This window comes from Paenibacillus dokdonensis (assembly GCF_004916975.1).
Classification (GTDB): Bacteria; Bacillota; Bacilli; order Paenibacillales; family Paenibacillaceae; genus Paenibacillus_AQ; species Paenibacillus_AQ dokdonensis.
In genome coordinates, this window is record NZ_STGQ01000003.1 from 515,638 (window position 1) to 535,638 (window position 20,001).

Consider the following 20,001-nt stretch of genomic DNA (forward strand, 5'->3'; position numbering starts at 1 on the left):
TTCTGTCGCCGACATTCGTAAGCGTTTACAGATGTTCCCACCCGGAGCTCTATTATCACTTCTCCCGCATGAGGTGACGATATTCCGACGGAGATACGCCCGTAATCTTCTTGAATACTTTTGAAAAATACTTTGGATCCTGTATACCGACCAAGCTGCCGACATCTCCCGCTTTGAGATCCCCCGTAAGCAATGTTTTGGCTTTATCAATGCGGATCCGCGTAAGATATTCCAGGAAGCTTTCGCCCACTTCCTTTTTGAACAAGTTCGCAAAGTAATTCTTGCTTAAATGCACCAGGGTGCTGATCGATTGCAGTGATATCTCCTGGTGGTAATACTGCTGGATGTACTGGGTTGCTTTGATAATACTATTGCGGTCGCTGTTGTACATCAGAATCAGATGCTGAACCAGGGCATCAAACGCCTGTATGAACCAGATGCGGTTCTGCTCCAGGGTCTCCAGCCTGGATAACTCATCGAAATACTGCTTCTTCAGCTCCAGCACCTGCTGGGCATCCGTGGATACATCCGGCCACAAGGTCGTTAATATCATCAGCAGCTCAAGTGAAATGATCTGCACCAAGTCCACGTCGCGGCGGGCCGCGAGCTGTTTAAACAGCTCCTCGAGGTACTCCGTCAATTCTTTGGACTGAAAAGCATAAACCATGGACTGGATCTGATGGCTGCTGATCCGCAGATGCTCCACCTTCGCTGCAGGCATATTCATATCGTCGGTTCCATAGATGATGGCATGTCCGCATCCCAGAAACATTTTCTGCTTCTCTGCCTTGACCGCTTGGGCATAGGCCTCCTTAACGTCGGTCCATTCCCGGATGCGGCTGCTGATGCCGATCTTTACCAGCCTTCCGGACGGCTTGGATAGCAGCTGGATGAAGTCTTCCGCCCACTGTCTCAACTTCTGCATTTCTCCTACAGGAGAAGGCCTCTCTTCACTCATAAATGCCAGAAACAGAACATTGATTTCCCCCTGTTTGTCGGGAAAAACTTCGTAGCTTGAGCTGCCTTCGGTCCAAGCTTGTTCAAGCATATGCCGGATGAGGGACAACCTTTCCGTAAATCCCAGCTCGGAGTCATTGAGACTGATATGCATGAAGTAAGCACTATGAAGTTGTGTCATGCCAAGCTGCTCCGCCTTGCTTGATCCTTCGGATGCCCCCCGGATCGTTCCTTCAATCAGGTCAACCAGAAACTTTTCTTTATGTGCCGGTTCAGGCTGAATGGCTGACGCCCCTTCAATGGCAGCATTCCCTCTGCCGACACTCTCTTTCAGCTTCAGCAGCGCTTGCTCAAAGTCCCGGGGCATCATATCCGATTTGATCAAATATTCGGAAACGCCATGTTTGATTGCCTCTTTGGCGTACTGAAAATCCTCCAGATTGCTGAGGATGATGATTTTAATATCAGGAGAGATCCGCCGCACTTCGGCAATGAGCTCAATGCCATCCATAACGGGCATTTTAATATCGGTGATAAGAATATCCGGAAGTCCGGCCTTCATCAGCTCAAGCGCCTCCTTGCCGTTGGCGGCCTCACCCGTCAGCTGAAGCCCGATCTTCTCCCATTCAATCATCGAGCGAATTCCGTATCTAACGATAAATTCATCTTCTACAATCATGACTTGATGCATGCGTATGATCCCCCTCTATGTCATCATAGGAATCCTGATCCGGATCGTGGTCCCGGTGCCGGGTTCACTTTGAATCTTAAGTCCGTACATTTTGCCGCAGATCAATTTGATACGTTCATCCACGTTGGCCAAGCCGATTCCTCCCGACTTTTCTCCGTCTGCCGTTTGCTCGGTCAGTAAACTGCGACCAAAGCCAGGGTCCATGCCTTTTCCATTATCAGATATTTCAAAACGTATGCCTTCACCCGGCACCTTGAAGCAGCGGATGCGGATTTCCCCTCCGTTCTCCAGTTCACCGAACGCATGCATAATCGCATTCTCGACGACTGGCTGCAAAATCAGCTTGGGTGTCCGCAGCAGCCTGACTTCCTCTTCCATATCGATTTCAGTTTCAATATTGAAGTTAAAACGGAATTTCTGGATACCCAAATAACATTTGACATGCTCCATTTCTTCTTCAACCGTTACGGTCTCTTCACCCTTGCCGAGACTGATGCGCAGCAGCCGCGAGAGGAGACTGACCATTTCCGCCGCATTGTTGGCCTTTTGGATCAGGGCCGTCCACTTAATAATATCAAGCGTGTTGTATAGAAAATGCGGATTGATCTGCGCCTGCAGCGCCTTCAGCTCTGCAACCCTCTTCTGGTTCTGCTCCACATACACTGCATTCAGCAGCTCATCAATACGCGTCACCATAAAGTTGAAGTTATTGCCTAATATATCAAACTCGTCATGACGGTGTTTTGCCTTATAACGGACCGTTAATTCACCGGACATGACCTGTCTCATCAGGCGGATCATTTTCAGGATCGGATTCGTTATGGAGTTCGCCAGTACCATAGCCGTAATAATCGAGAACACAATACAGATCAGCGCAATGACCAAAATGATCTGCAGCAGCCGGTTTGAATCCTGGTAAAGCGCGGATTTGGAGATTACATTGACGACCATCCAGTCGTTTGAATGCAGTCTTTTTACATTGACGATGAGATTATTGCCTTGATATGAGAGCGGAAACCGCTGTTCTCCACCATCCGAATGAAGAATACGGTCGTAGCCGTCTGTGCCGAGCACCTCGGTCACGCTTTGGCCGATCAGTTTGTTATCCGCATAAGACACGAGACGCCCCTGCCCATCGACTATGAAGCTTTGCAGATCCCTGTTATTGGTAACAGCCTTGGAGACCAGCTCCTTAAGCACTTCCTCCCGGATATCCAATACGGCTATAATGCCAAGCGGACTATCATCCGATGTTTTGTACAGCTGCTTGGCGAGCGAAAAGACATGCGCGCTTTGGGAATTGAGGCTATCCACATACGTGCCGTAGCGTGTCGGGTACCAGCGGAAGTTGCTCCCGTCCTCCAGCGGCTTCAGAAAAGGCTCAACTTCGACAGGTGTCCGCTTGCTCCAGCGGTAGATGCCCTTGATATAGTGCTTTTGGGATACAAAAGAGATGGACTGCACGTCCTGGTTAATCGCCACAATCGTTGACAGCTTCGTCGTCAGTGACAGGCTATCCACATCGTAACGGGCGGGATCGGATTGATCAAGTACCCGCAGCATATTCACGATCTCATTGTTGTTCAGCACCTGCATCATCATATCCTTGTATATACCAAGGCGCGTATCCAAATTATCTGCCGTTTGGTTCAGCAGATGTTCCGAGTATTCCGTGACTTTGTCGTTAATCGTAGATTTGGAAATGGAAAATGAAATAATCCCCATGACGACCAGCGGTGTCAAGGAGAACAGAAATAAAAGCAGCATCCATTTATAACGTATGCTGCTCTTCCATATATTCACCCAGGACCGCAAACGGGCCCAGGTTGTACTGTAGCTTTTTCCTGGTTGGTGGGTCATTCCTGTAACCCCTTCTTTAGATGAAATCTGCCCGTTTGGCTTACCCCTTCACGCCTGACATCGATACCCCCTGCACAATATGGCGCTGAAGCAGGATAAAGACCACGATGGTCGGAATGGCCGCAATGGCGCTGGCGGTCATAATCAGGTTTAAGGACATTGTATTATTCGACAAAAAGGTAGGAAGCCCTGCCGACAATATCATATTTTCCTCAGAGGTAATGGACAGGTACGGCCATAGGAAATTGTTCCAGGATATGATGAAGAAGAAAATGCCTACAGACACCATGGCCGAACGCGTCAACGGCAGGCAGATACTCCACCATAGACGGAAATTACGGCTGCCGTCAATCTGCGCAGCTTCGATATAATCCTTGGGCACCCCGTCCATAAACTGCTTCAGGAGCAGGATTCCGAGCGGGTTCGTAAGCCCCGGCAAAATAATAGCCCAGATGTTGTCGATCAGCTTCAAATGCAGCGCTGTTTCATAGAGCGGGATCAAAATCGCCTCCGTTGGAATGAGAAGACCGGATACAATGATGACATAGAAAATCCCCCGGGTTCTGAAAGGCAGCTTAGAGAAGGCGAATGCTGCAAGCGAACTGAACAAAATGGAGATGACGGTCGTCAGAATCCCGATGACCAAGCTGTTCCAGGTCCAGCGAAGAATCTGCGAATCCCGGATCACCTTGACGTAATTATCCAAATTGAGATCGGACCAGTTTACCCAATCTGCAAGCGTATAGACATTCACGCCGTCAGGCTTCAGAGAGACCAGAAGCATCCAGATCAATGGAAAAACAAACAATATGGCTAGGACGATGGCTAGGATATTTAAGGCGGTCTTATTCATGTTCTTCTCTCCTTATCCGTCTTTCCGGTCGGTAAATTTGAATTGAATGACGGCAATAAGCAGCATAACGAGGCAGAAGATGATCGACTGTGCGGAGGCAAGACCAAACATATCCTTTTTGAATCCGGTCACGTAAATATACCTGATCATCGTATTCGTGGAATCTCCCGGTCCGCCTCCCGTCATAATCTGCACCTGGCCGAACAGTTTCAGGCAGTTGATGATCTGGTAAAAGATTTGGATTTTCATCACACTGGACAGACCCGGCAACGTAATGTGCAGGAATCGCTTCCAGGCATTCGCACCGTCAATTTTAGCGGCTTCGTATTGGTCGGTGGGAATCTCCTGCAGCCCTGCAAGGAAAAGGACCATGACGAACCCGACGGTCCACCAGTCTGTTGCTATCGTAATGGCCCACCAGACGAATCTATGGTCTGTCAGCCAGTTGATGTCTGAAGGAAGTCCCAACAGATGCAGGAATGCATTCACCGGGCCGTGCTTGGTATCGAAGAGACGCAGCCAAATAAAGCTGATGACCGACACGGACAACACGTATGGCAGGAAGAACACCGAGCGGATCAATGTCCGGAACCACAGTTTCTGGTTGATAATCAGTGCTAATATCAGCCCCAGAATAATGACGGTTGGAGCGCATAGCAGTACAAAATAAAAGGAGTGCCACATATACTGATAAAAATCAGAATTCGTTATTATTTTTTTATAGTTGGCAAACGCCACATACTTCTCCATACCTTGAATGCTCCAGACATGCAGGCTCATCCACGCCCCGCGCAGCACAGGCCACAAATAAAACACCGCAAACGGCACCAGGAACGGAATCAGGTACAGGATAGCTTTAAGTTCGGTACGTATGCGCAAAGGTTCCCTCTTACGCAGAGCCATGGATCCTTTGCCTTCGTTCAATTTTGTCTCCATTCTCCATATCTCCTCAGCTGAAGCTTCTGTTGTTAAGAAGGAGAAGAAGCTCCCCTGCCGCCTGGGCTGGAATGCTCCCCCTCCACTTTCAATTAGTTATCCAGAACTTCGTTGATCTGTTTCTCCATATTTGCGAGACCGTCTTTCGGTGTTTCATTGCCGAAAATAATGTTTTGCAAGGATTCCGAGATCGTCGTAATGATGGTGGTGTATTTATCGGTTGGAGGTGCAAATTTCACGGTTTTTTGCGCTTCGATAAATTCGCTGCGGTATGGAAGACTCTTATATTCTTCGCTTGCCGTCACATTGCTGTTCGCCGGTACATGGCCCGCTTGCCCCCAGGTCTTGCCGCCGATTTCAGAGAAGTACTTCATGAATTTGGCTGCAGCTTCCTGCTTCTCAGCCGACACATATGAAGGGATGACCAGGGTATGTGAGCTCGCCCAATGCGTCTGGCTGCCAAAGATCGGAGGCAGCGGCATTGCGCCAATGTTCAAGGACTTGTCGCCCAGCAGCAGCCCGGCTTCCCACACGCCGCCGAACCAGAATGCGGCTTTTCCGTTATGGAACGTGTCCCAAGGCGTTTTGTCATTGAGATCGGAGTAGTTATTTTTGTAGATATCTGTATAGAACTTCAACACATTCAGTGCTTTATCGTTATTGATCGCAGCCTTCGTCATATCCGCGTTCAGGATGTCTCCGCCTGCTTCATAATACATATTCAAGAACGGCTCCTGGAAATAAGGGGTGTTCACGGCAAGCGCCTGCACATCCGGTACCTTGGCATGGATATCGCCTAACGTCTTCTCGAATCCCTCAGGAGTCATGTCGCCAAGCTTCGGTGTGCCGTCCTCATTCAGCAAATCTGCTTTTTTCAAAATATCTTTGTTGTAGTAGAACATATGAAAGTGAGTATCCAGCGGTACAGCGTAAGGCTTGCCGTCATAACTCACGCTCTGGATGTTGGATTCGGTAATCTCCTTGAGATCGAAGCCAACCTTGGTTGCCAGTTCATCCACAGGCAAAATTTGCTTTGCCTTCACGAATGGGGATATCCGGTCCACGTGAGCTACGGCAACATCAGGACCTTTGGATGAAGACAGCGCCGTGCTGAGCTTGGCGTAATACTCATTGGATTCCAGGCGCAGCTGCTTCACACTGACTTCTTTTTGAGAGTCGTTAAAGCCCTTGATGATCTGATCGACGAAATCGCCTTCTCCGCCCCCGAACATGTTCCAGAACGTGATTTCAACCGGACTGCCGCCCGCGCTCTCCGTCTTTGGCGCATCCGTGGTTGTTGTACTGGAAGAACTGCTATCCTTCGTTTGTGAAGAGCATCCCGACAGAACCAGGGCAAGCGTTAACCCAGCCGTGAGGATTCCCGTCCATTTCTTTTTCTTATTCATCTTCATATCAGACCCACCTTCTCGTTCAATAATGTTGGTTTGAGAAAGCCCTTTCACTCCAATGTAAGTGCTTTCTTCAACACCTACTTTACATGGATTCATCCAGGGCAAGAACCGACAAAAAGCCGATCCTTAGGGAACAATAGACAGATGTTACAACGGCTCCGCTCCGGCAAAGGTAGACGATCTTACGATTGGTGGTAAAACGTAAGCAGGGCGTTATGACATGAAAAGGAGCCCTCTTCAGGGCTCCTCCGATAGCAGACTAATTCAGTTTAATGTTATCGAAGCTGACGCTGTTGTTGAAGCCGCCGCGGACACCAATCGTGCCTCCGGTAAATACAGCATCGTTGTAGCTGATTTTTGGCGTGTTCATATCACCAACGTACACCTTGATATTTCCGCTGTTCACAACGATTTTCAAATGGTACCACGTCCCTGTCGCAATCGCCGTGTTCACCGACTGCAGCTGTGTCCAGCCATTGTTAAAGCGTCCCAGCCAGACGATTCCCGTGGAATCGATCCCGGCCCCGTAACCCTTCTGCTGGTCTGCTCCGGCAGAAGGGTTCGTTACATTGAAGATCAGGCTGCCTTGTCCGGCGTTGTTCAGCTTTACGTCACCTTCAAGCGTATAATTCATCTTAGAAGGATAAGGCGTCAGCACTGATTTATCCGCATTCACGGAGCTCACATTATACGTTCCTCCGCTGACCGTCCAAGCTCCGCCATAGTGAACCCATCCGTTGTCATTTGCTGCGAAATCGTTCGTGTAGGCGCTGCTCAGCTGCCCGAATCTGACCTGTACCTTATGTCCGCCAACACTCCGTTCCACGGAGTTCAGCATTGCGATTTCATTCGGTCCGGTCTGATACAGCGCGCTCCACCATGAATTGCCAAAGGCAGGAATATCGTTGTCATACCACGTATTTCCAAAATCATTGCTGAGGGAGAGAACGTTGGAATTCGAGCTTAGCACGAGCCGGCCATCACTAAGGGACAGGAGGTAAGGTCCTCCATGCTGGTTGGTATTCACTTTGGTGCCGATACCGCTGGCCCAGGTCTTCCCATCTGTGCTTTTTTTGGTGAAAATGTTGCAGCTCTGCGTCCCGCAAACCTCGAAGGTCACAATATACTGCCCATTCGTCATCTTTGTCCATACCGGCATTCCCGGACGTGAACCCGCATTCACCGGATCCCAGGCAACGTAAATTTCATTCCCCCAGCTGCTGCCCCCATTCGTCGAGATCTTCTCGGAGATCAGCTGGCTGTAGGATGGATTCCCGGTCACATGCTTCTCATTCGCATACATCAACGCTACGGAGCCGTCGTCAAGCAGCTGCATATGAGGCTCATATACACCCTTATCCGGGTTTCCTAGCGCGCCGGGTGCGCCTGTATTCTCATCCACTGTGCTCAGGTAATTCCAGCTTGAGCCCCCGTTCACACTCTTGTACACTTTGATTTGATACGATTCCTGCCAACGGACAGAACGCATCGCCAGCAAAAGATCGCCGTTTGGCAGCTGCAGCAGCTGTCCATTGTCCAAATCGCGGCCATCCTCCCAGAGCGTTGCGCTCAGCGACCAAGTGCGGCAGTTGTCCGTGCTGCGGAATACCTGCAGGCGGGTTCCGCCCCAGGAAACCTTCGTATAGCCATTGTTATCATAAATGGCGGCAACCGCCAGCCAGTCACCATTCGCCAGCTTGACCATCCGCGCATATTCAGCACCGAATGTCCCGGGTCTAATTCCCCTTGCATCCGCTCCGGCATCGGTAAACGTGTTAATATCCGTAATCGTGGACGTGGTCCCCCACACAATCGGTCCATTCGCAGCAAAAGCCGGAACGGCGGCAATCATCATGATAAGGCCCATAAAGCCGGCAAACGACGTGAATAATTTTTTGATCAAAATAATTCCCCTCCCGGTTCGATTCGATTTTCACCCTGCACTAACCGTGTACCTGCACGCTACCGACCTATTTCACCTCCTGCTTCGCGGCTCCAGCATTGATCCTTTATTATGGAAAGCCTTAAGATGTACAGATACAATGTAAGGGCTTTCTTGGGACAAGTGTAATATGCATCGTTGGGTCATGAAACCAAAAATCGGCATATTTTTGGGGAACAATGTTACGATTTTTTTCGCTGCAGAAAGCTATCGGCTCCCCCATGCGGATATTATTACGGTATGATTCCGAAAAAAAAGCCTGATCCGGTATGCCGGACACAGGCTTGTTATATTGAATGACTCGATTATGATAGGTTGATCTCCCGGATGATTTCAAGCGGAATCTTCGGCTTCCGGTCTTCGGTGAGAAGTCCATTCACTTCCTGCTGTACATCCGTAATCTGCGTGTAACAATATCCACAAATATAGTCCGTATCCTTGATGGCCTGCGTGATGTTCCGGAACCGCTCGACAAACGCTTCCTCGCTGTTCACCTGGTTGCCATAACCCCAGCCCGTGCCGGAGTCGAAAGCTATGCCGCCGAATTCGCTAACCATGACCGGCTGTCCCCGGTATTCATAGCCCTGCGCCATCGCATACTTCCCGTGATTAAATGAAAATTTGTTGCCAAGCAGCGCGTCCGGATCCGCGTAACGCTCCAGCAAGGCCTGACCATGCTCTTCATAGTCATGCAGAGTAATGATGTCGCTGACTGTATGCTCCCATCCATCATTAACAATAACAGGGCGGTTCGGATCCATGGATTTGGTGAGATGATAGATCGCCTCGGTGAACTGCTGCTGCTTCTCATGCGTTAAGATTTGCGGAACGCCCCATGACTCGTTAAAAGGCACCCATGTCACGATCGACGGATGGTTATATTGCTGCCGTACTATTTCGGTCCATTCTCTCGTAAATAATTCGACTGCTTCATCATTAAATTCAAAAGTCGCTGCCATTTCCGACCATACGAGCAGACCCTTCACATCGCACCAGTACAGGAATCTCGCATCTTCAATCTTCATATGCTTGCGAACGCCATTATACCCCATAGCGAGAATGGCATCGATATCCTGGATCAGTGCTTCTTCCGAAGGAGGGGTCAGATGGCTTTCCGTCCAATATCCCTGATCCAGAATCATTCTTTGATAGATCGGCGTGTTGTTGAGCAATACCTTGCCGTTTTCGATGGAAATTTTGCGTAGGCCGAAGTACGAAAATACCCGATCAACAACCACGTCATTTTCATACAAAATATACTCGACGTCGTACAGGTTAGGGGTCTGCGGAGACCATGCCAGCGTCTTCCAGGGACCATTAGCCTCATGCGTCAAATCCACATCCAGCTGCAGCCACGGGCGGTCGATATGCAGCTGAACCTGCTTCAATATCTTCTGCTTGTAGCTGATGCGCGTCTCCAGACGGAGCGAAGCCGAGGCATCTGCCATCTGGGTCTGATACTCAAAGCGGACCGAACGGTTATCGAAATCCGGGGTGATCTTAACCGCCTTGATGCGGGAAGCTGCCGTACATTCAACCCACACACTCTGCCAAATTCCCGTCGTCTGTACATAAAAGCACTCAAAATTCTCATCCACCCAGCGCTGCTTTCCGCGCGGCTGCGTGCAGCTCTGGCTGTCTTCGGCCTTGACAACGATCCGGTTCGGTACTCCCGCACCTTTCTTCAAATAATCCGTTATATCAAACGAAAAAGCCGCATATCCACCCTGGTGCTTCCCGGCAAAACAACCGTTTACCCACACCTTGGCGATGTAATCCACAGCCTGAAAGTTCAGGATTACACGCTGGTCCCCGACCTCTTGCTCCAGCACCAAATCCCGCTGGTACCAGACGTAAGGATGGAAGGACTCCTCCCCGATCCCGCTGGCCTGTGTCTCATATGTAAAAGGAACCTGAATTTTCCGGTCGCCATGCAGATCATCCTGCCACTTCTCGATTTCACCAACATTTGCATCATCAAAGCGGAAATCCCACTCTCCATTCAAGTTCTGCCAGCTATCACGCACAAATTGCGGTCTCGGATAGTCTTTGATGTACTTTTGCGTTGTCATTGTGAAGCACACCCTCCTTTTAAAACAATATTTTTGTTTGATTACAATATTATTGTATTAATGATAACAGGATATGGCCCACAGGGAAAAATGTCAATGGCTTTTTGCAACTCCTGCATATATAAAAGGAGCCAAGCCTCTTCAGGCCTGCCCCCATCTCTTTTCAACAATTTACAGCGACTTCCACATGCCTTCAAGCCATGCATCGAATTCTGCGCCTTTATCGCCTTCATACGTATTATATACGTCGATTCTCATCTTCTTCAGCTTTTCCTTAAACTCTTCATACGAGTGGTCTCTTGGAAGACTTTTCTTTACACGCAGCAGAATTTTCTGGATGCCTTTAACCACTTCATACTTGCTGCGGACCGGCTTCTCGACATCTTCTCCCCAAGCCTTTAGCTTCTCATAGGCTGCCTCTTGCACCTGATAGACAGGATCTGTGTCCAATCTGTGCTTGAGAATATCGATGGTTTTCTGGCTCTTCCAATTGCCCAGCTCCTCAACCGCATCAAGCCGTTCTTTCCAGTTCGCTGTGCGGTTTGCTGAATTTTTGAGCTCGTTATAATTCTCAGGCAAGTCGCTTGCCACGTTTACTTCCGGTTCTGTATTTTCCAATTGCATGTCATCTCCTTATGAATGTCAGTCCAGCTTCGCATCAATATCATTTTTTACATTACCTTCTTTTTTAGCGTCGCCACCATCTTTTTTCGTACCTTTACTGGTATAAGGCTTCGGGGCGCTTTTTATCCGGCGGGCTTTCGCATCCCAGCGGGTCCAGCCTTTCTTGCCCGTTCCCCTGCCTGTTCCGCCCTTGCCCTTTGCTTTACTCAAATGATCACTCCGTTACGGGTATAGTGTTCTTGGTTTAGTCATATCCATTTCTACTGATTAATTAACCAGCATGTTGAAATATACACCACTATGGTCAATATGTACATGATACACATAGAAAAAGCATAAAACTGAATATCCTCTTCCTTATCATTGCGTTTTATACCCTCGATATACTGAGCTTTCTTTCAATTGACTAATTTTTCCCAGTATGTTATTTTATTTTTGAACTGACCAGTCAGATTAACATTTATCCGAAATCATGCTTTTGAAAGGTAGATTAACCTTGAGTAAAGATAAAATCATACGCGCAGCCATTGAAGTATTCTCTGAAAACGGATATCACCGCGCGAGCATGGACGAGATTGCCCTGAGGGCGCAGGTCGCCAAAGGAACGCTATATTACAATTTCCCGGGGAAATCCCAGCTCTTCAAAACCATCGTCAAAGAGGGCTTTGAGGATATCATGCAGCGAACCCAAGCAGACCTGAATGCCCCGCTACCGATCAAGGAACAGATCCTGCGAATTATTCGCCATCATCTGGATCTATTTCTGGAGTCGAGACACTTTTCGCATATCGTGTTCAATGAGCTTTCGAATGGAATTGAGCAGGATGTTCTGGAAGAGCTGAAGCAGCTCCGCCGCGAGCATCTTCACTTTTTGGCTTCGATTCTCGAAACAGCGAAATGTGAGGAGAATCTTCTCCGCGATGTCGATGCGAATTTGGCGGCTGCAAGCATTATCGGCACACTGGAAAGTACCTGCAATTATTACCTGAGCCATCCCAATGCGTATTCACGCGATGACTTGGAACGTTACGTCTTCACGATCATTACCAAAGGCCTGTTCATATCGATCGATTAGCAAGGCCTTTTTTTTAAAACCCTAAAACTGACCAGTCAGTTCAAAAATCCGAAATGAAAGTGACGGTGTCTAAGCATGGAATGGAATAAAAACGGTCTACTGCCTTTGGAATGGTTTAAACAAATGCGCGTAAACTCCCCGGTAATCGAATCGGAAAACAATTTGGTCTGGAACGTTTTTAAATACGAGGATGTCAAAGCCGCCTTCACGAATTATGATATCTTCTCTTCACAAGGCTCCCCCTCTTCCGAAGACCCGCTGGAGTTCAGCATTCTGCGGCAGGATCCGCCGAAACACCGTCAACTGCGTAAGCTGGTTTCCCAAGCTTTTACCCCGCGCGTGATTGAGTCTCTCACTCCAAAAATCCAGGCCATCACGACATCGCTACTTGACGAGGCAGAGAAGAAAGGACACATGGATGCCATTGCTGATTTCTCCAGTCCTCTTCCGATCACCGTTATCGCCGAGATGCTGGGAGTATCCATAGAGCACAGGGAAAAATTCAAGGAATGGTCAGATGCCCTTGTAGGGGATCATGCCGAGAACTTTTACCAATGCCAGCGGGAGATGAGTGAATACTTCTCGGTAATCGCCGAGGACCGCCGCCGTCATCCGCAGGAGGATCTGATCACCAAACTGGTGCAGGCACGCATTGATAACGATCATTTAAGCGACATGGAAATTATCGGGTTTTGCATTCTCCTCCTGGTAGCCGGCAACGAAACGACAACCAATCTGATCTCCTCAGCCATGCTTGGCATTGACAGTCTTCCAGAAGTACGGGCACAACTGCTTGCAGACCGGACTTTGATCCCGGGAGCGATCGAAGAAACCTTCCGCTACTTCTCGCCGGTTCAGCTGATGTTCCGCCATGTTAAAGAGGATACCGTGCTGCGGGGACAGGAGCTGAAGAAAGGACAGTTCATCCATATTTGGATGGCCTCGGCCAACCATGATGAAGATGTATTCGAACGGCCGGAAGAATTCAATATTCACCGGAATCCGAATCCACATTTGGGTCTTGGCAGCGGTATCCACTTCTGCCTTGGTTCACAGCTGGCCCGCCTCGAATCCAAAATTGCCATCGAAACGCTGCTCGAGCGGTTCCCGAATTACCGCCGCGACCGTTCCACAGAGCTCACCCGGATGGATAGCACCATGATGTTCGCGCTGAAGGAACTGCCTATTATTTTAAAATGAATATATAATTCAAAAAAAATCGCGTATCCAGCCGTTAAGCTGGGTTACGCGATTTTTAGTGCAATATGATCAGGAGTGTTGTCTAGAAGTTAACATTGTCCGGGTCTCCACCAAACCGGTGGTTTTGGTTGAGGCCATTGATTTGTTCCATATCTGCCGGCATTAATTCAAAGTCGAATATATCGGCATTTTCGATAATTCTATGCTCCTTGACCGACTTCGGAATCGTAACGATTCCGCTCTGTATATCCCAGCGCAGAATGACTTGCACGATGGATTTCCCATACTTGGCACCAATGTCCGCAAGCACTTCATTATCCAGCAGGTGCCCTTGGGCCAAGGGAGCCCACGCCTCCACTTGAATTCCCTGCGACTTGCAATATTCACGGAGTTCGATCTGGCTGAGCAGCGGATGCAGCTCCACCTGGTTCACCGCCGGCTTCACCTGCGCATCCTTCATCAGATCCTCTAAATGGTGGACTTGGAAGTTGGATACGCCGATGGAACGCACTTTCCCATCCTTTTGCAGCTTCTCAAGAGCTCTCCAGGTGTCCTTGTATTTGCCCATGACCGGCCAGTGTACCAAATAAAGGTCCACATAATCCATTCCCAGCTTGTTTATGCTTTTTTCGAAGGCCGCTAAAGTTGAATCATAGCCTTGATCCGAATTCCAAACCTTGGTGGTGATAAAGAGATCCTCGCGAGGGACACCAGATTCCCGGACCGCCTGGCCGACGCCTTCTTCATTCCCATAAAGAGCTGCCGTATCAATGCTGCGATAGCCGTGCGAAATGGCTGCCTTCACGGAATCGATAACTTCCTGGCCTTCTTGTACTTTGTAAACTCCAAGTCCAAGCCATGGCATGGAATAGCCGCTGGACAAGGCTGTGGTGGACTGCAGATTTTTCATGAGCAAGACGCCTCCTTCGGTTATATACAAGTTATGGATGAGGAAAAACCACCCATCTTAGACCCAAGATAAACCAGCGTCCAGGCAAAGTCAAATTCAAGGTTTGATCTTGTACAGCTACGATTCAGCCCATTTTAGCGACAAATCTGGGTATCCGTTCAAGGCGATACCGTAGAATAAGCATCCTAATTTTGTGCGAAAACGTTCATCAGAACAGCGCAAAAAAACCACCTGAATAGAGTAATATGAAACAAATCTCCGTTAGTGGTTTAATTAATGTATAGATGATATAACTTGGAACTTTTATTAAATGAAAGCGTTATATAAATAAGAGAACACGAGGCGGTGAAATTGTGAAAACCAAGTCCACGCACTCCGTTGTCGCTGCGGTTTTGACCTTCAGCATACTGATTGTGAATTGCGCCGAAGCCAGGCGCGCCGCCGATGCAGCTTCCAGTTCAACTTATAAACCATCCAAAGGATTATCGCCTTAACGTCCGCATTCCATTATGAAAACACCCGCTGGTACCCTACAACCGCTCCATAACCTTTATAGCAATTTCGGTACAACTCGCTGACAAGGGTATCGGCTCTGCGGATCATTCTAACCAGCTGCTGCTCTTCTATCCGTTGAAGCTGCATCATATCCGGACTGTTCACAATATACCGGATGCACTCGATAAAATTAACGGTTCCCAGGTCCCTGTTTCCATGACTGTCGCGGGTGAGATCCAAAAGTTCATCCAGCGAGAGCGCATAGGGAGGATAAACACGCTTATGATCCTTCATATATAGGGTCTTCAAAGCAGTGTCGATGGCCCAATTGCATAAAATGAGACATGGCAAAGTCAGCTGCTTTTCTAAATAGGACTTCATGAAATTCATGCAAGTCTGAACTTCCTCGATTCTGGCAATGCTGCCTTTGGCTGCATCATGCTGCAAAACATCCGTGCTCGAGTCAATGTACCTTTCTTCTCTGAAAGGATGCTGTACTGTCATGCTTTACTCACCTCTATTCCTTAGCTATATATCCTTTTCCACTTCCAAAAAAAATCGCCGATGCAAGGTGCATCAGCGTTGGTGTAGTGTCATGGAAGTTCAAGTATCATGCCGTCGTAAGCCACCTGGATACCCTGCGACGTGAAAATCTCCGTCAAATCCGTATGGGACAACTGTGCATTATGCGAAAAATGAGTCACTACGATGTTTGCGCCTGGCTTCAGCATGTCATATTCCTCAAACCGCTGCTTCGTTTCCAGGACAGCATCGATGTTCATATGGCTCGTGCGGTGATTCGATCGTCCCACCGTGCATTCAAGCACGGCCAGATCCAATTTTTTACCCTGCAGCCAAGCCCAGGTTTCTTCAGGAAACCAGCCGCTGTCATGCCCGTAAAGAATGGTCTTGCCGCCCTTTTCGATGTAATACAGCAAACAGGTTTCAAGTGGATCATGACTAGCCGGAAGCGGCACAACGACTGCCGTCTGCAGCTCCATCCGTTCAAAAGGCTTTACACGGTTCAGTACGAATTTCCCCTGCAAGCCCCCGTTAAAATCAAGCGTCTGCTTGATACGCAGCAAAACGGCATCATTCGCATGGATCTGAATCGGATGATCCATAGACTGCGCATACCCCGGGAGTCTCGCAACCAAATCTTCCGCGTATAGATGATCTGAATGGGAATGGGTAAAGATCAGGTCCTTGATCAGCTCCAAATCCAGCCCATCGCGAATCATGTGCATGTATGTATCCGGTGGAAAGTCAATTTTCAGATCATCATCCAGCATCGCCGATGTACGGGATCGGATCTCTTTTCCTCCAAGCTCCCTGGCCTTCACACATAGATCACAGCGGCAAAAGAGCGACGGAATGCCTTCAAAGGCCGCCGTACCCAGAAACCGAATCTTCATATCATCATCTCTCCCCACGATAGAATAGGTTCTTTTATAGCTATTCCTGCTGCAGTCTGATCAGTCCCGATGGAGGCAGCTTGAACAAATGAAGCCCCTCTTGTAAGTGAATCGTTTGATTGGAAATCTCCGAGCCTGTACAGTCCAATACGGTCATCATTCCTCGGATCTGCCCTGCCAGCTGAACAACGACAGCATCCCGGGAAGTGCCGTTCACGATCAGGAAGATTGTTCGCTCCACGCTATCAATGTGAATGATTTGTTCGCTGTATACAGCTGCCAGAAGGCGGTTTGAGTCCGATGCATACACAACCGGATACATATACTCCGGCGACTGTGGACGCAGGCTCCCGGCAAGAAGCAGCTCTCGGTGCTCCCGCCAGAATCCAAGCCAAAATGCAATGACTTGACGGTGAGCTTCGGGAACCCTATCAATCAAGACGGACACCTGCGGGACGGAAAATAAGGAATGGATAAATTGGAGAGCGACATTTTCAGGTCTCTCATTCCAATTCCACATCATCATATCCGAATGAACCGCGGTGTTTCCGCTCAGCAGACGGATATCGATTGAACCAATCCGGTTTTGGCTGTAATTATTTGGACAGTCTGCCACCCGGAACATATTACCATATTTTCGCATCAATGGGCCGATATAATTTTGCCGGAATTCAATCATCACGTCCGGATGGATTGACTTCAGCCGCAGCATGACATCAGAGAGCAGGCGGTCTACCGCTTCAGGTACGGAGTCGTAATCCCTTCCGCCGCCAAGCGAATACCTCATCTCTTGAGACAGATTGAAAGAATCCACAAAATCCAGCTTGAAGCCGTCGATCCCCCAAGTCCGCAAAGCTTCTTCATACGTGCCAATCAGGTATTCGCGAACCTCCGGAAACCGGGGATCGAACACAGCTGTATCTACACCGTAGCTGTTCATAAACTTGCCCTCGAAGCGGCTCCAGGCCTTGGAGTGCTTGCCCACAAACGGTACGGAGTACCACAGGATAAACTTCATGCCAAGTGCATGGACATGATCCACCAAACGGCGCATATCCGCAATCCGTTTCGGTGCAACCTCCCAATCCCCGCAGTAGGCGTAACCCCGCTGGTTATCGTCTGTCTGCCAGCCGTCATCCACGATGACCGCCTCGCAGCCCAGCTCCTTGGCAAGCTTGCATTGCCGCTCGATTTCCTCCGGATCCAGCTGCTGGTGGAAGCTGTACCAGGTGGAATACATTGGCAGACGGGCCGTGTCCGGCACGAAAGCCGGTGTATAACCCGGCATGTCCGCCCACCACTGTCCGACTTCACGCAGGCAGTCTGCATAAAAGAGTTCTCGCGTATCGATGCGGATGACCGCCTCATAATGATCGATGGGCGGGCAGGCTTCCGTGAATAGCTCCAGCCACACTTCAAACTCCGCCGTTTCTTCATGGATACCGGCGCGCATCCGGAGCGGACGCATCGCGTCGGAGAAGGCTGTCGTCAGACGGTTTTGCCCCTCCGGGTTGTACAGCGAACATACCGGGGCCAATGACGTGGCTTTGGACTGGAATGGGGTACTGAAGTCCATTCGCAGGCCCTTTTCCCGGTTCGCGCCCGGATCCCAGTAGCCAGAGATATCGATGGCTGGATGCTGCCAGGAGATCTGCACGGATTTCGGAACCCGCGCTTCCTTCGTATCCATCACGAACCGGATGTATTCAACGCCATCCTTTTCTTCGATAAGCTCCAACGAGTAACGAAAATGCGTCTCGTCTGTATTGATATTCATAGGTCTTGCTCCGCATTGAAACCTCATGTTAATCCTCCTCGCTGCCTTATCCTTTTACTGCCGAGCTTACGGTCAGAGCATTTTCCACCTGTTCAGAGAACAGCAGATAGATCAGAACCGTCGGAATCGTCGATATGACCATCACCGCTCCCATGGCGCCCCAATCCGAAGTGAACTGTGTTTGGAAATATAATAGTCCCAGCGGCAGTGTCTTCAGAGCATTATCGCTAATCATTACGAGAGCGACCAGAAATTCGTTCCATGCGTACAGAAAGACGAAAATACTCACGGAGGCGATCGCAGGCTTCACAAGCGGAACCATAATCTTGAAGAACGTCGTATATACGCTAGCCCCGTCAATCGAGGCGGACTCTTCAATTTCATAAGGCAATGTCCGGAAAAAGGCGAAAAGGATAATCGTCGCAAATGACAGCTGAAAAGCCACGTAAGGCACAATGACGGCCAGGTAGCTGTTCTGCAGATGAAACGTACGCTCCAGAATCAGCAAGGGAATCAGGATGATCTGCATCGGAATAAACATGCCTACAGTCATGTAAATCTTGGCACCATTAGCAAACCGCCACTTCATCCGGGCAGCCGCATAAGAGAACATCAGCGACAGAATGACCGTGAACACCACCGTGCCAACGGATACCACAAGACTATTTTTGAAATAATTCAGTAAATCGAACGCGGAAAACGCGTTTTGATAGTTCTCGAAATGCCATTGCTTCGGAATACCGAATACGTTGGTGGAGAAGATCTCCTCATTCGTTTTAAAAGAGTAGAACAAAAGCCAGATGAGCGGATATAAGCTAAGCAATACGAACAGTGACAGCGGTACATAAATCAGCGTTCGATTCGTCAGTCTTTTCAGCATAAGTACCTCCCCAATTAATAACTGATTCTTTCCCGTGCCACCAATTTGTTAATGAGGATGGTGAACAATAGACATTCAATAACCAATATCGCGGAGGCTGCAGATCCATATCCGTATTCGCCGGATCTGAAGGCCGCTTTATACATCATAAAGGTAAGCGTGTACGAGATATTGCCCGGACCGCCATTGGTCATGACGAACATATTCTGGAACGCATTCAGTCCACCGGTAATCGCGATGATCAGGCAGAATTTATACGTTTCGCCGAGAAGCGGAATCGTAATTTTCCAATGTGTTTTCCAAAAAGGTGCACCGTCAATTTTGGCAGCCTCGTACAGATGTTCAGGAATGGATTTGATCGCCGTGTAAATCAGAACCAGCTGAACACCCATATTTTGCCATGCGTTGGTGAAAGCAATCGCCCAGATCGAGGTATGCTCTCCGCTCAGCCATGCCTGTTGATACTCGATGCCCAGCAGGGAAAAGATGCTGTTCAGCAGTCCGCCGTCGGCATTGTAAATCGAAATCCAGAGCTGTGACACCACGACACCCGAGAGAACGACCGGAATGAAATAGCTTGTCTTAAAAAACTTCCGTCCCCTGATACTTTTGTTACTGAGTGCAATAGCCAAAATCGTTCCAAGTCCCATTTGGTAGACCACCAGGACAAAGGCGAAAATAAGACCGTTTTTAAGCGAAACCCAAAAGTCGTCATCCGTCAGCAGCCGTTTATAGTTATCCAGGCCGATAAAGGTCGCAGGTGTAAGCCCATCCCAATCAAAAAAGCTTTTCTGGAACGTTTGAAAGATCGGAATCATGACGATAACCGTAAAAAAGAGCAATGTGGAAACTGTAAATACGAGTAGCGCTAAATTATACTTCTGTCTGGATGTCATATTCTC

At 48.8% G+C, this 20,001-nt stretch carries 18 protein-coding genes; 3 read left to right on the forward strand and 15 right to left on the reverse strand.

Going from position 1 to position 20,001, the window contains the following annotated elements; genetic code table 11:
• Positions 1-55: 55 nt before the first annotated feature.
• The 9 genes from E6W40_RS26720 to E6W40_RS26760 all read right to left on the reverse strand — a co-directional run bounded on the left by E6W40_RS26720 (position 56) and on the right by E6W40_RS26760 (position 11,557).
• Entirely contained in the window at positions 56-1,648 is a 1,593-nt protein-coding gene (locus E6W40_RS26720; RefSeq protein ID WP_136608629.1) for a response regulator, read from the reverse strand.
• A gap of 15 nt (positions 1,649-1,663) precedes the next feature.
• Positions 1,664-3,508, reverse strand: a complete 1,845-nt coding sequence (locus E6W40_RS26725; protein ID WP_136608630.1) for a sensor histidine kinase — start codon at positions 3,506-3,508, stop codon at positions 1,664-1,666.
• A gap of 40 nt (positions 3,509-3,548) precedes the next feature.
• On the reverse strand, positions 3,549-4,361 hold the full coding sequence (locus E6W40_RS26730) for a carbohydrate ABC transporter permease (RefSeq protein ID WP_136608631.1): 813 nt from the start codon (positions 4,359-4,361) through the stop codon (positions 3,549-3,551).
• A 12-nt stretch (positions 4,362-4,373) separates the two neighbouring features.
• Complete coding sequence (locus E6W40_RS26735; protein WP_136608632.1) at positions 4,374-5,297, reverse strand: carbohydrate ABC transporter permease; 924 nt, start codon at positions 5,295-5,297, stop codon at positions 4,374-4,376.
• Between the two features lie 92 nt (positions 5,298-5,389).
• Entirely contained in the window at positions 5,390-6,709 is a 1,320-nt protein-coding gene (locus E6W40_RS26740) for an ABC transporter substrate-binding protein (RefSeq protein WP_246073208.1), read from the reverse strand.
• Positions 6,710-6,968: 259 nt separating this feature from the next.
• Positions 6,969-8,612, reverse strand: a complete 1,644-nt coding sequence (locus E6W40_RS26745; RefSeq protein WP_246073209.1) for a 3-keto-alpha-glucoside-1,2-lyase-like domain-containing protein — start codon at positions 8,610-8,612, stop codon at positions 6,969-6,971.
• Positions 8,613-8,956: 344 nt separating this feature from the next.
• Positions 8,957-10,723, reverse strand: a complete 1,767-nt coding sequence (locus tag E6W40_RS26750) for a glycoside hydrolase family 2 protein (protein ID WP_136608633.1) — start codon at positions 10,721-10,723, stop codon at positions 8,957-8,959.
• Between the two features lie 171 nt (positions 10,724-10,894).
• Positions 10,895-11,347, reverse strand: coding sequence for a HEAT repeat domain-containing protein (locus E6W40_RS26755; protein ID WP_136608634.1), 453 nt, complete (start codon positions 11,345-11,347; stop codon positions 10,895-10,897).
• 18 nt (positions 11,348-11,365) lie between these two features.
• Positions 11,366-11,557 (reverse strand): DUF3934 family protein, encoded by a 192-nt coding sequence (locus E6W40_RS26760; protein WP_136608635.1) that lies wholly within the window; start codon positions 11,555-11,557, stop codon positions 11,366-11,368.
• A 286-nt stretch (positions 11,558-11,843) separates the two neighbouring features.
• On the opposite strand from E6W40_RS26760, the gene E6W40_RS26765 reads away from it, so the two are divergent.
• The gene (locus E6W40_RS26765; protein ID WP_136608636.1) at positions 11,844-12,422 is read left to right on the forward strand and encodes a TetR/AcrR family transcriptional regulator; all 579 of its coding nucleotides are present in this window, start codon (positions 11,844-11,846) and stop codon (positions 12,420-12,422) included.
• Between the two features lie 75 nt (positions 12,423-12,497).
• The gene (locus tag E6W40_RS26770) at positions 12,498-13,622 is read left to right on the forward strand and encodes a cytochrome P450 (protein ID WP_136608637.1); all 1,125 of its coding nucleotides are present in this window, start codon (positions 12,498-12,500) and stop codon (positions 13,620-13,622) included.
• Positions 13,623-13,704: 82 nt separating this feature from the next.
• On the opposite strand, the gene E6W40_RS26775 is transcribed toward E6W40_RS26770, so the two are convergent.
• Complete coding sequence (locus E6W40_RS26775) at positions 13,705-14,532, reverse strand: aldo/keto reductase (RefSeq protein ID WP_136608638.1); 828 nt, start codon at positions 14,530-14,532, stop codon at positions 13,705-13,707.
• 353 nt (positions 14,533-14,885) lie between these two features.
• Here E6W40_RS26775 and E6W40_RS29650 point away from each other — a divergent pair, with 353 nt between their 5' ends.
• Positions 14,886-15,026: a hypothetical protein gene (locus E6W40_RS29650; RefSeq protein ID WP_168929067.1), complete on the forward strand. Its 141-nt coding sequence runs from the start codon at positions 14,886-14,888 to the stop codon at positions 15,024-15,026.
• A gap of 13 nt (positions 15,027-15,039) precedes the next feature.
• On the opposite strand, the gene E6W40_RS26780 is transcribed toward E6W40_RS29650, so the two are convergent.
• The 5 genes from E6W40_RS26780 to E6W40_RS26800 form a co-directional block, all read right to left on the reverse strand.
• Positions 15,040-15,531: a hypothetical protein gene (locus E6W40_RS26780; protein WP_136608639.1), complete on the reverse strand. Its 492-nt coding sequence runs from the start codon at positions 15,529-15,531 to the stop codon at positions 15,040-15,042.
• A gap of 89 nt (positions 15,532-15,620) precedes the next feature.
• Positions 15,621-16,442, reverse strand: coding sequence for an MBL fold metallo-hydrolase (locus E6W40_RS26785; RefSeq protein WP_136608640.1), 822 nt, complete (start codon positions 16,440-16,442; stop codon positions 15,621-15,623).
• Positions 16,443-16,482: 40 nt separating this feature from the next.
• Positions 16,483-18,246 (reverse strand): glycoside hydrolase family 36 protein, encoded by a 1,764-nt coding sequence (locus E6W40_RS26790; RefSeq protein ID WP_136608641.1) that lies wholly within the window; start codon positions 18,244-18,246, stop codon positions 16,483-16,485.
• Between the two features lie 19 nt (positions 18,247-18,265).
• Positions 18,266-19,099 (reverse strand): carbohydrate ABC transporter permease, encoded by an 834-nt coding sequence (locus tag E6W40_RS26795; RefSeq protein ID WP_136608642.1) that lies wholly within the window; start codon positions 19,097-19,099, stop codon positions 18,266-18,268.
• A 14-nt stretch (positions 19,100-19,113) separates the two neighbouring features.
• Positions 19,114-19,995 carry a carbohydrate ABC transporter permease gene (locus tag E6W40_RS26800; RefSeq protein WP_136608643.1) on the reverse strand — a complete coding sequence of 294 codons (882 nt, stop codon included), beginning with the start codon at positions 19,993-19,995 and terminating at the stop codon, positions 19,114-19,116.
• Positions 19,996-20,001 lie beyond the last annotated feature (6 nt).

What these genes read in the sequence shown, in the direction of transcription:
- E6W40_RS26755 (WP_136608634.1), bottom strand. Translation starts at nt 11,347, where the DNA reads ATGCAATTGGAAAATACAGAACCGGAAGTAAACGTGGCAAGCGACTTG.
- E6W40_RS26775 (WP_136608638.1), bottom strand. Translation starts at nt 14,532, where the DNA reads ATGAAAAATCTGCAGTCCACCACAGCCTTGTCCAGCGGCTATTCCATG.
- E6W40_RS26725 (WP_136608630.1), bottom strand. Translation starts at nt 3,508, where the DNA reads ATGACCCACCAACCAGGAAAAAGCTACAGTACAACCTGGGCCCGTTTG.
- E6W40_RS26720 (WP_136608629.1), bottom strand. Translation starts at nt 1,648, where the DNA reads ATGCATCAAGTCATGATTGTAGAAGATGAATTTATCGTTAGATACGGA.
- E6W40_RS26795 (WP_136608642.1), bottom strand. Translation starts at nt 19,099, where the DNA reads ATGCTGAAAAGACTGACGAATCGAACGCTGATTTATGTACCGCTGTCA.
- E6W40_RS26785 (WP_136608640.1), bottom strand. Translation starts at nt 16,442, where the DNA reads ATGAAGATTCGGTTTCTGGGTACGGCGGCCTTTGAAGGCATTCCGTCG.
- E6W40_RS26770 (WP_136608637.1), top strand. Translation starts at nt 12,498, where the DNA reads ATGGAATGGAATAAAAACGGTCTACTGCCTTTGGAATGGTTTAAACAA.
- E6W40_RS26735 (WP_136608632.1), bottom strand. Translation starts at nt 5,297, where the DNA reads ATGGAGACAAAATTGAACGAAGGCAAAGGATCCATGGCTCTGCGTAAG.
- E6W40_RS26740 (WP_246073208.1), bottom strand. Translation starts at nt 6,709, where the DNA reads ATGAAGATGAATAAGAAAAAGAAATGGACGGGAATCCTCACGGCTGGG.
- E6W40_RS26750 (WP_136608633.1), bottom strand. Translation starts at nt 10,723, where the DNA reads ATGACAACGCAAAAGTACATCAAAGACTATCCGAGACCGCAATTTGTG.
- E6W40_RS26780 (WP_136608639.1), bottom strand. Translation starts at nt 15,531, where the DNA reads ATGACAGTACAGCATCCTTTCAGAGAAGAAAGGTACATTGACTCGAGC.
- E6W40_RS26730 (WP_136608631.1), bottom strand. Translation starts at nt 4,361, where the DNA reads ATGAATAAGACCGCCTTAAATATCCTAGCCATCGTCCTAGCCATATTG.
- E6W40_RS26790 (WP_136608641.1), bottom strand. Translation starts at nt 18,246, where the DNA reads ATGAGGTTTCAATGCGGAGCAAGACCTATGAATATCAATACAGACGAG.
- E6W40_RS26800 (WP_136608643.1), bottom strand. Translation starts at nt 19,995, where the DNA reads ATGACATCCAGACAGAAGTATAATTTAGCGCTACTCGTATTTACAGTT.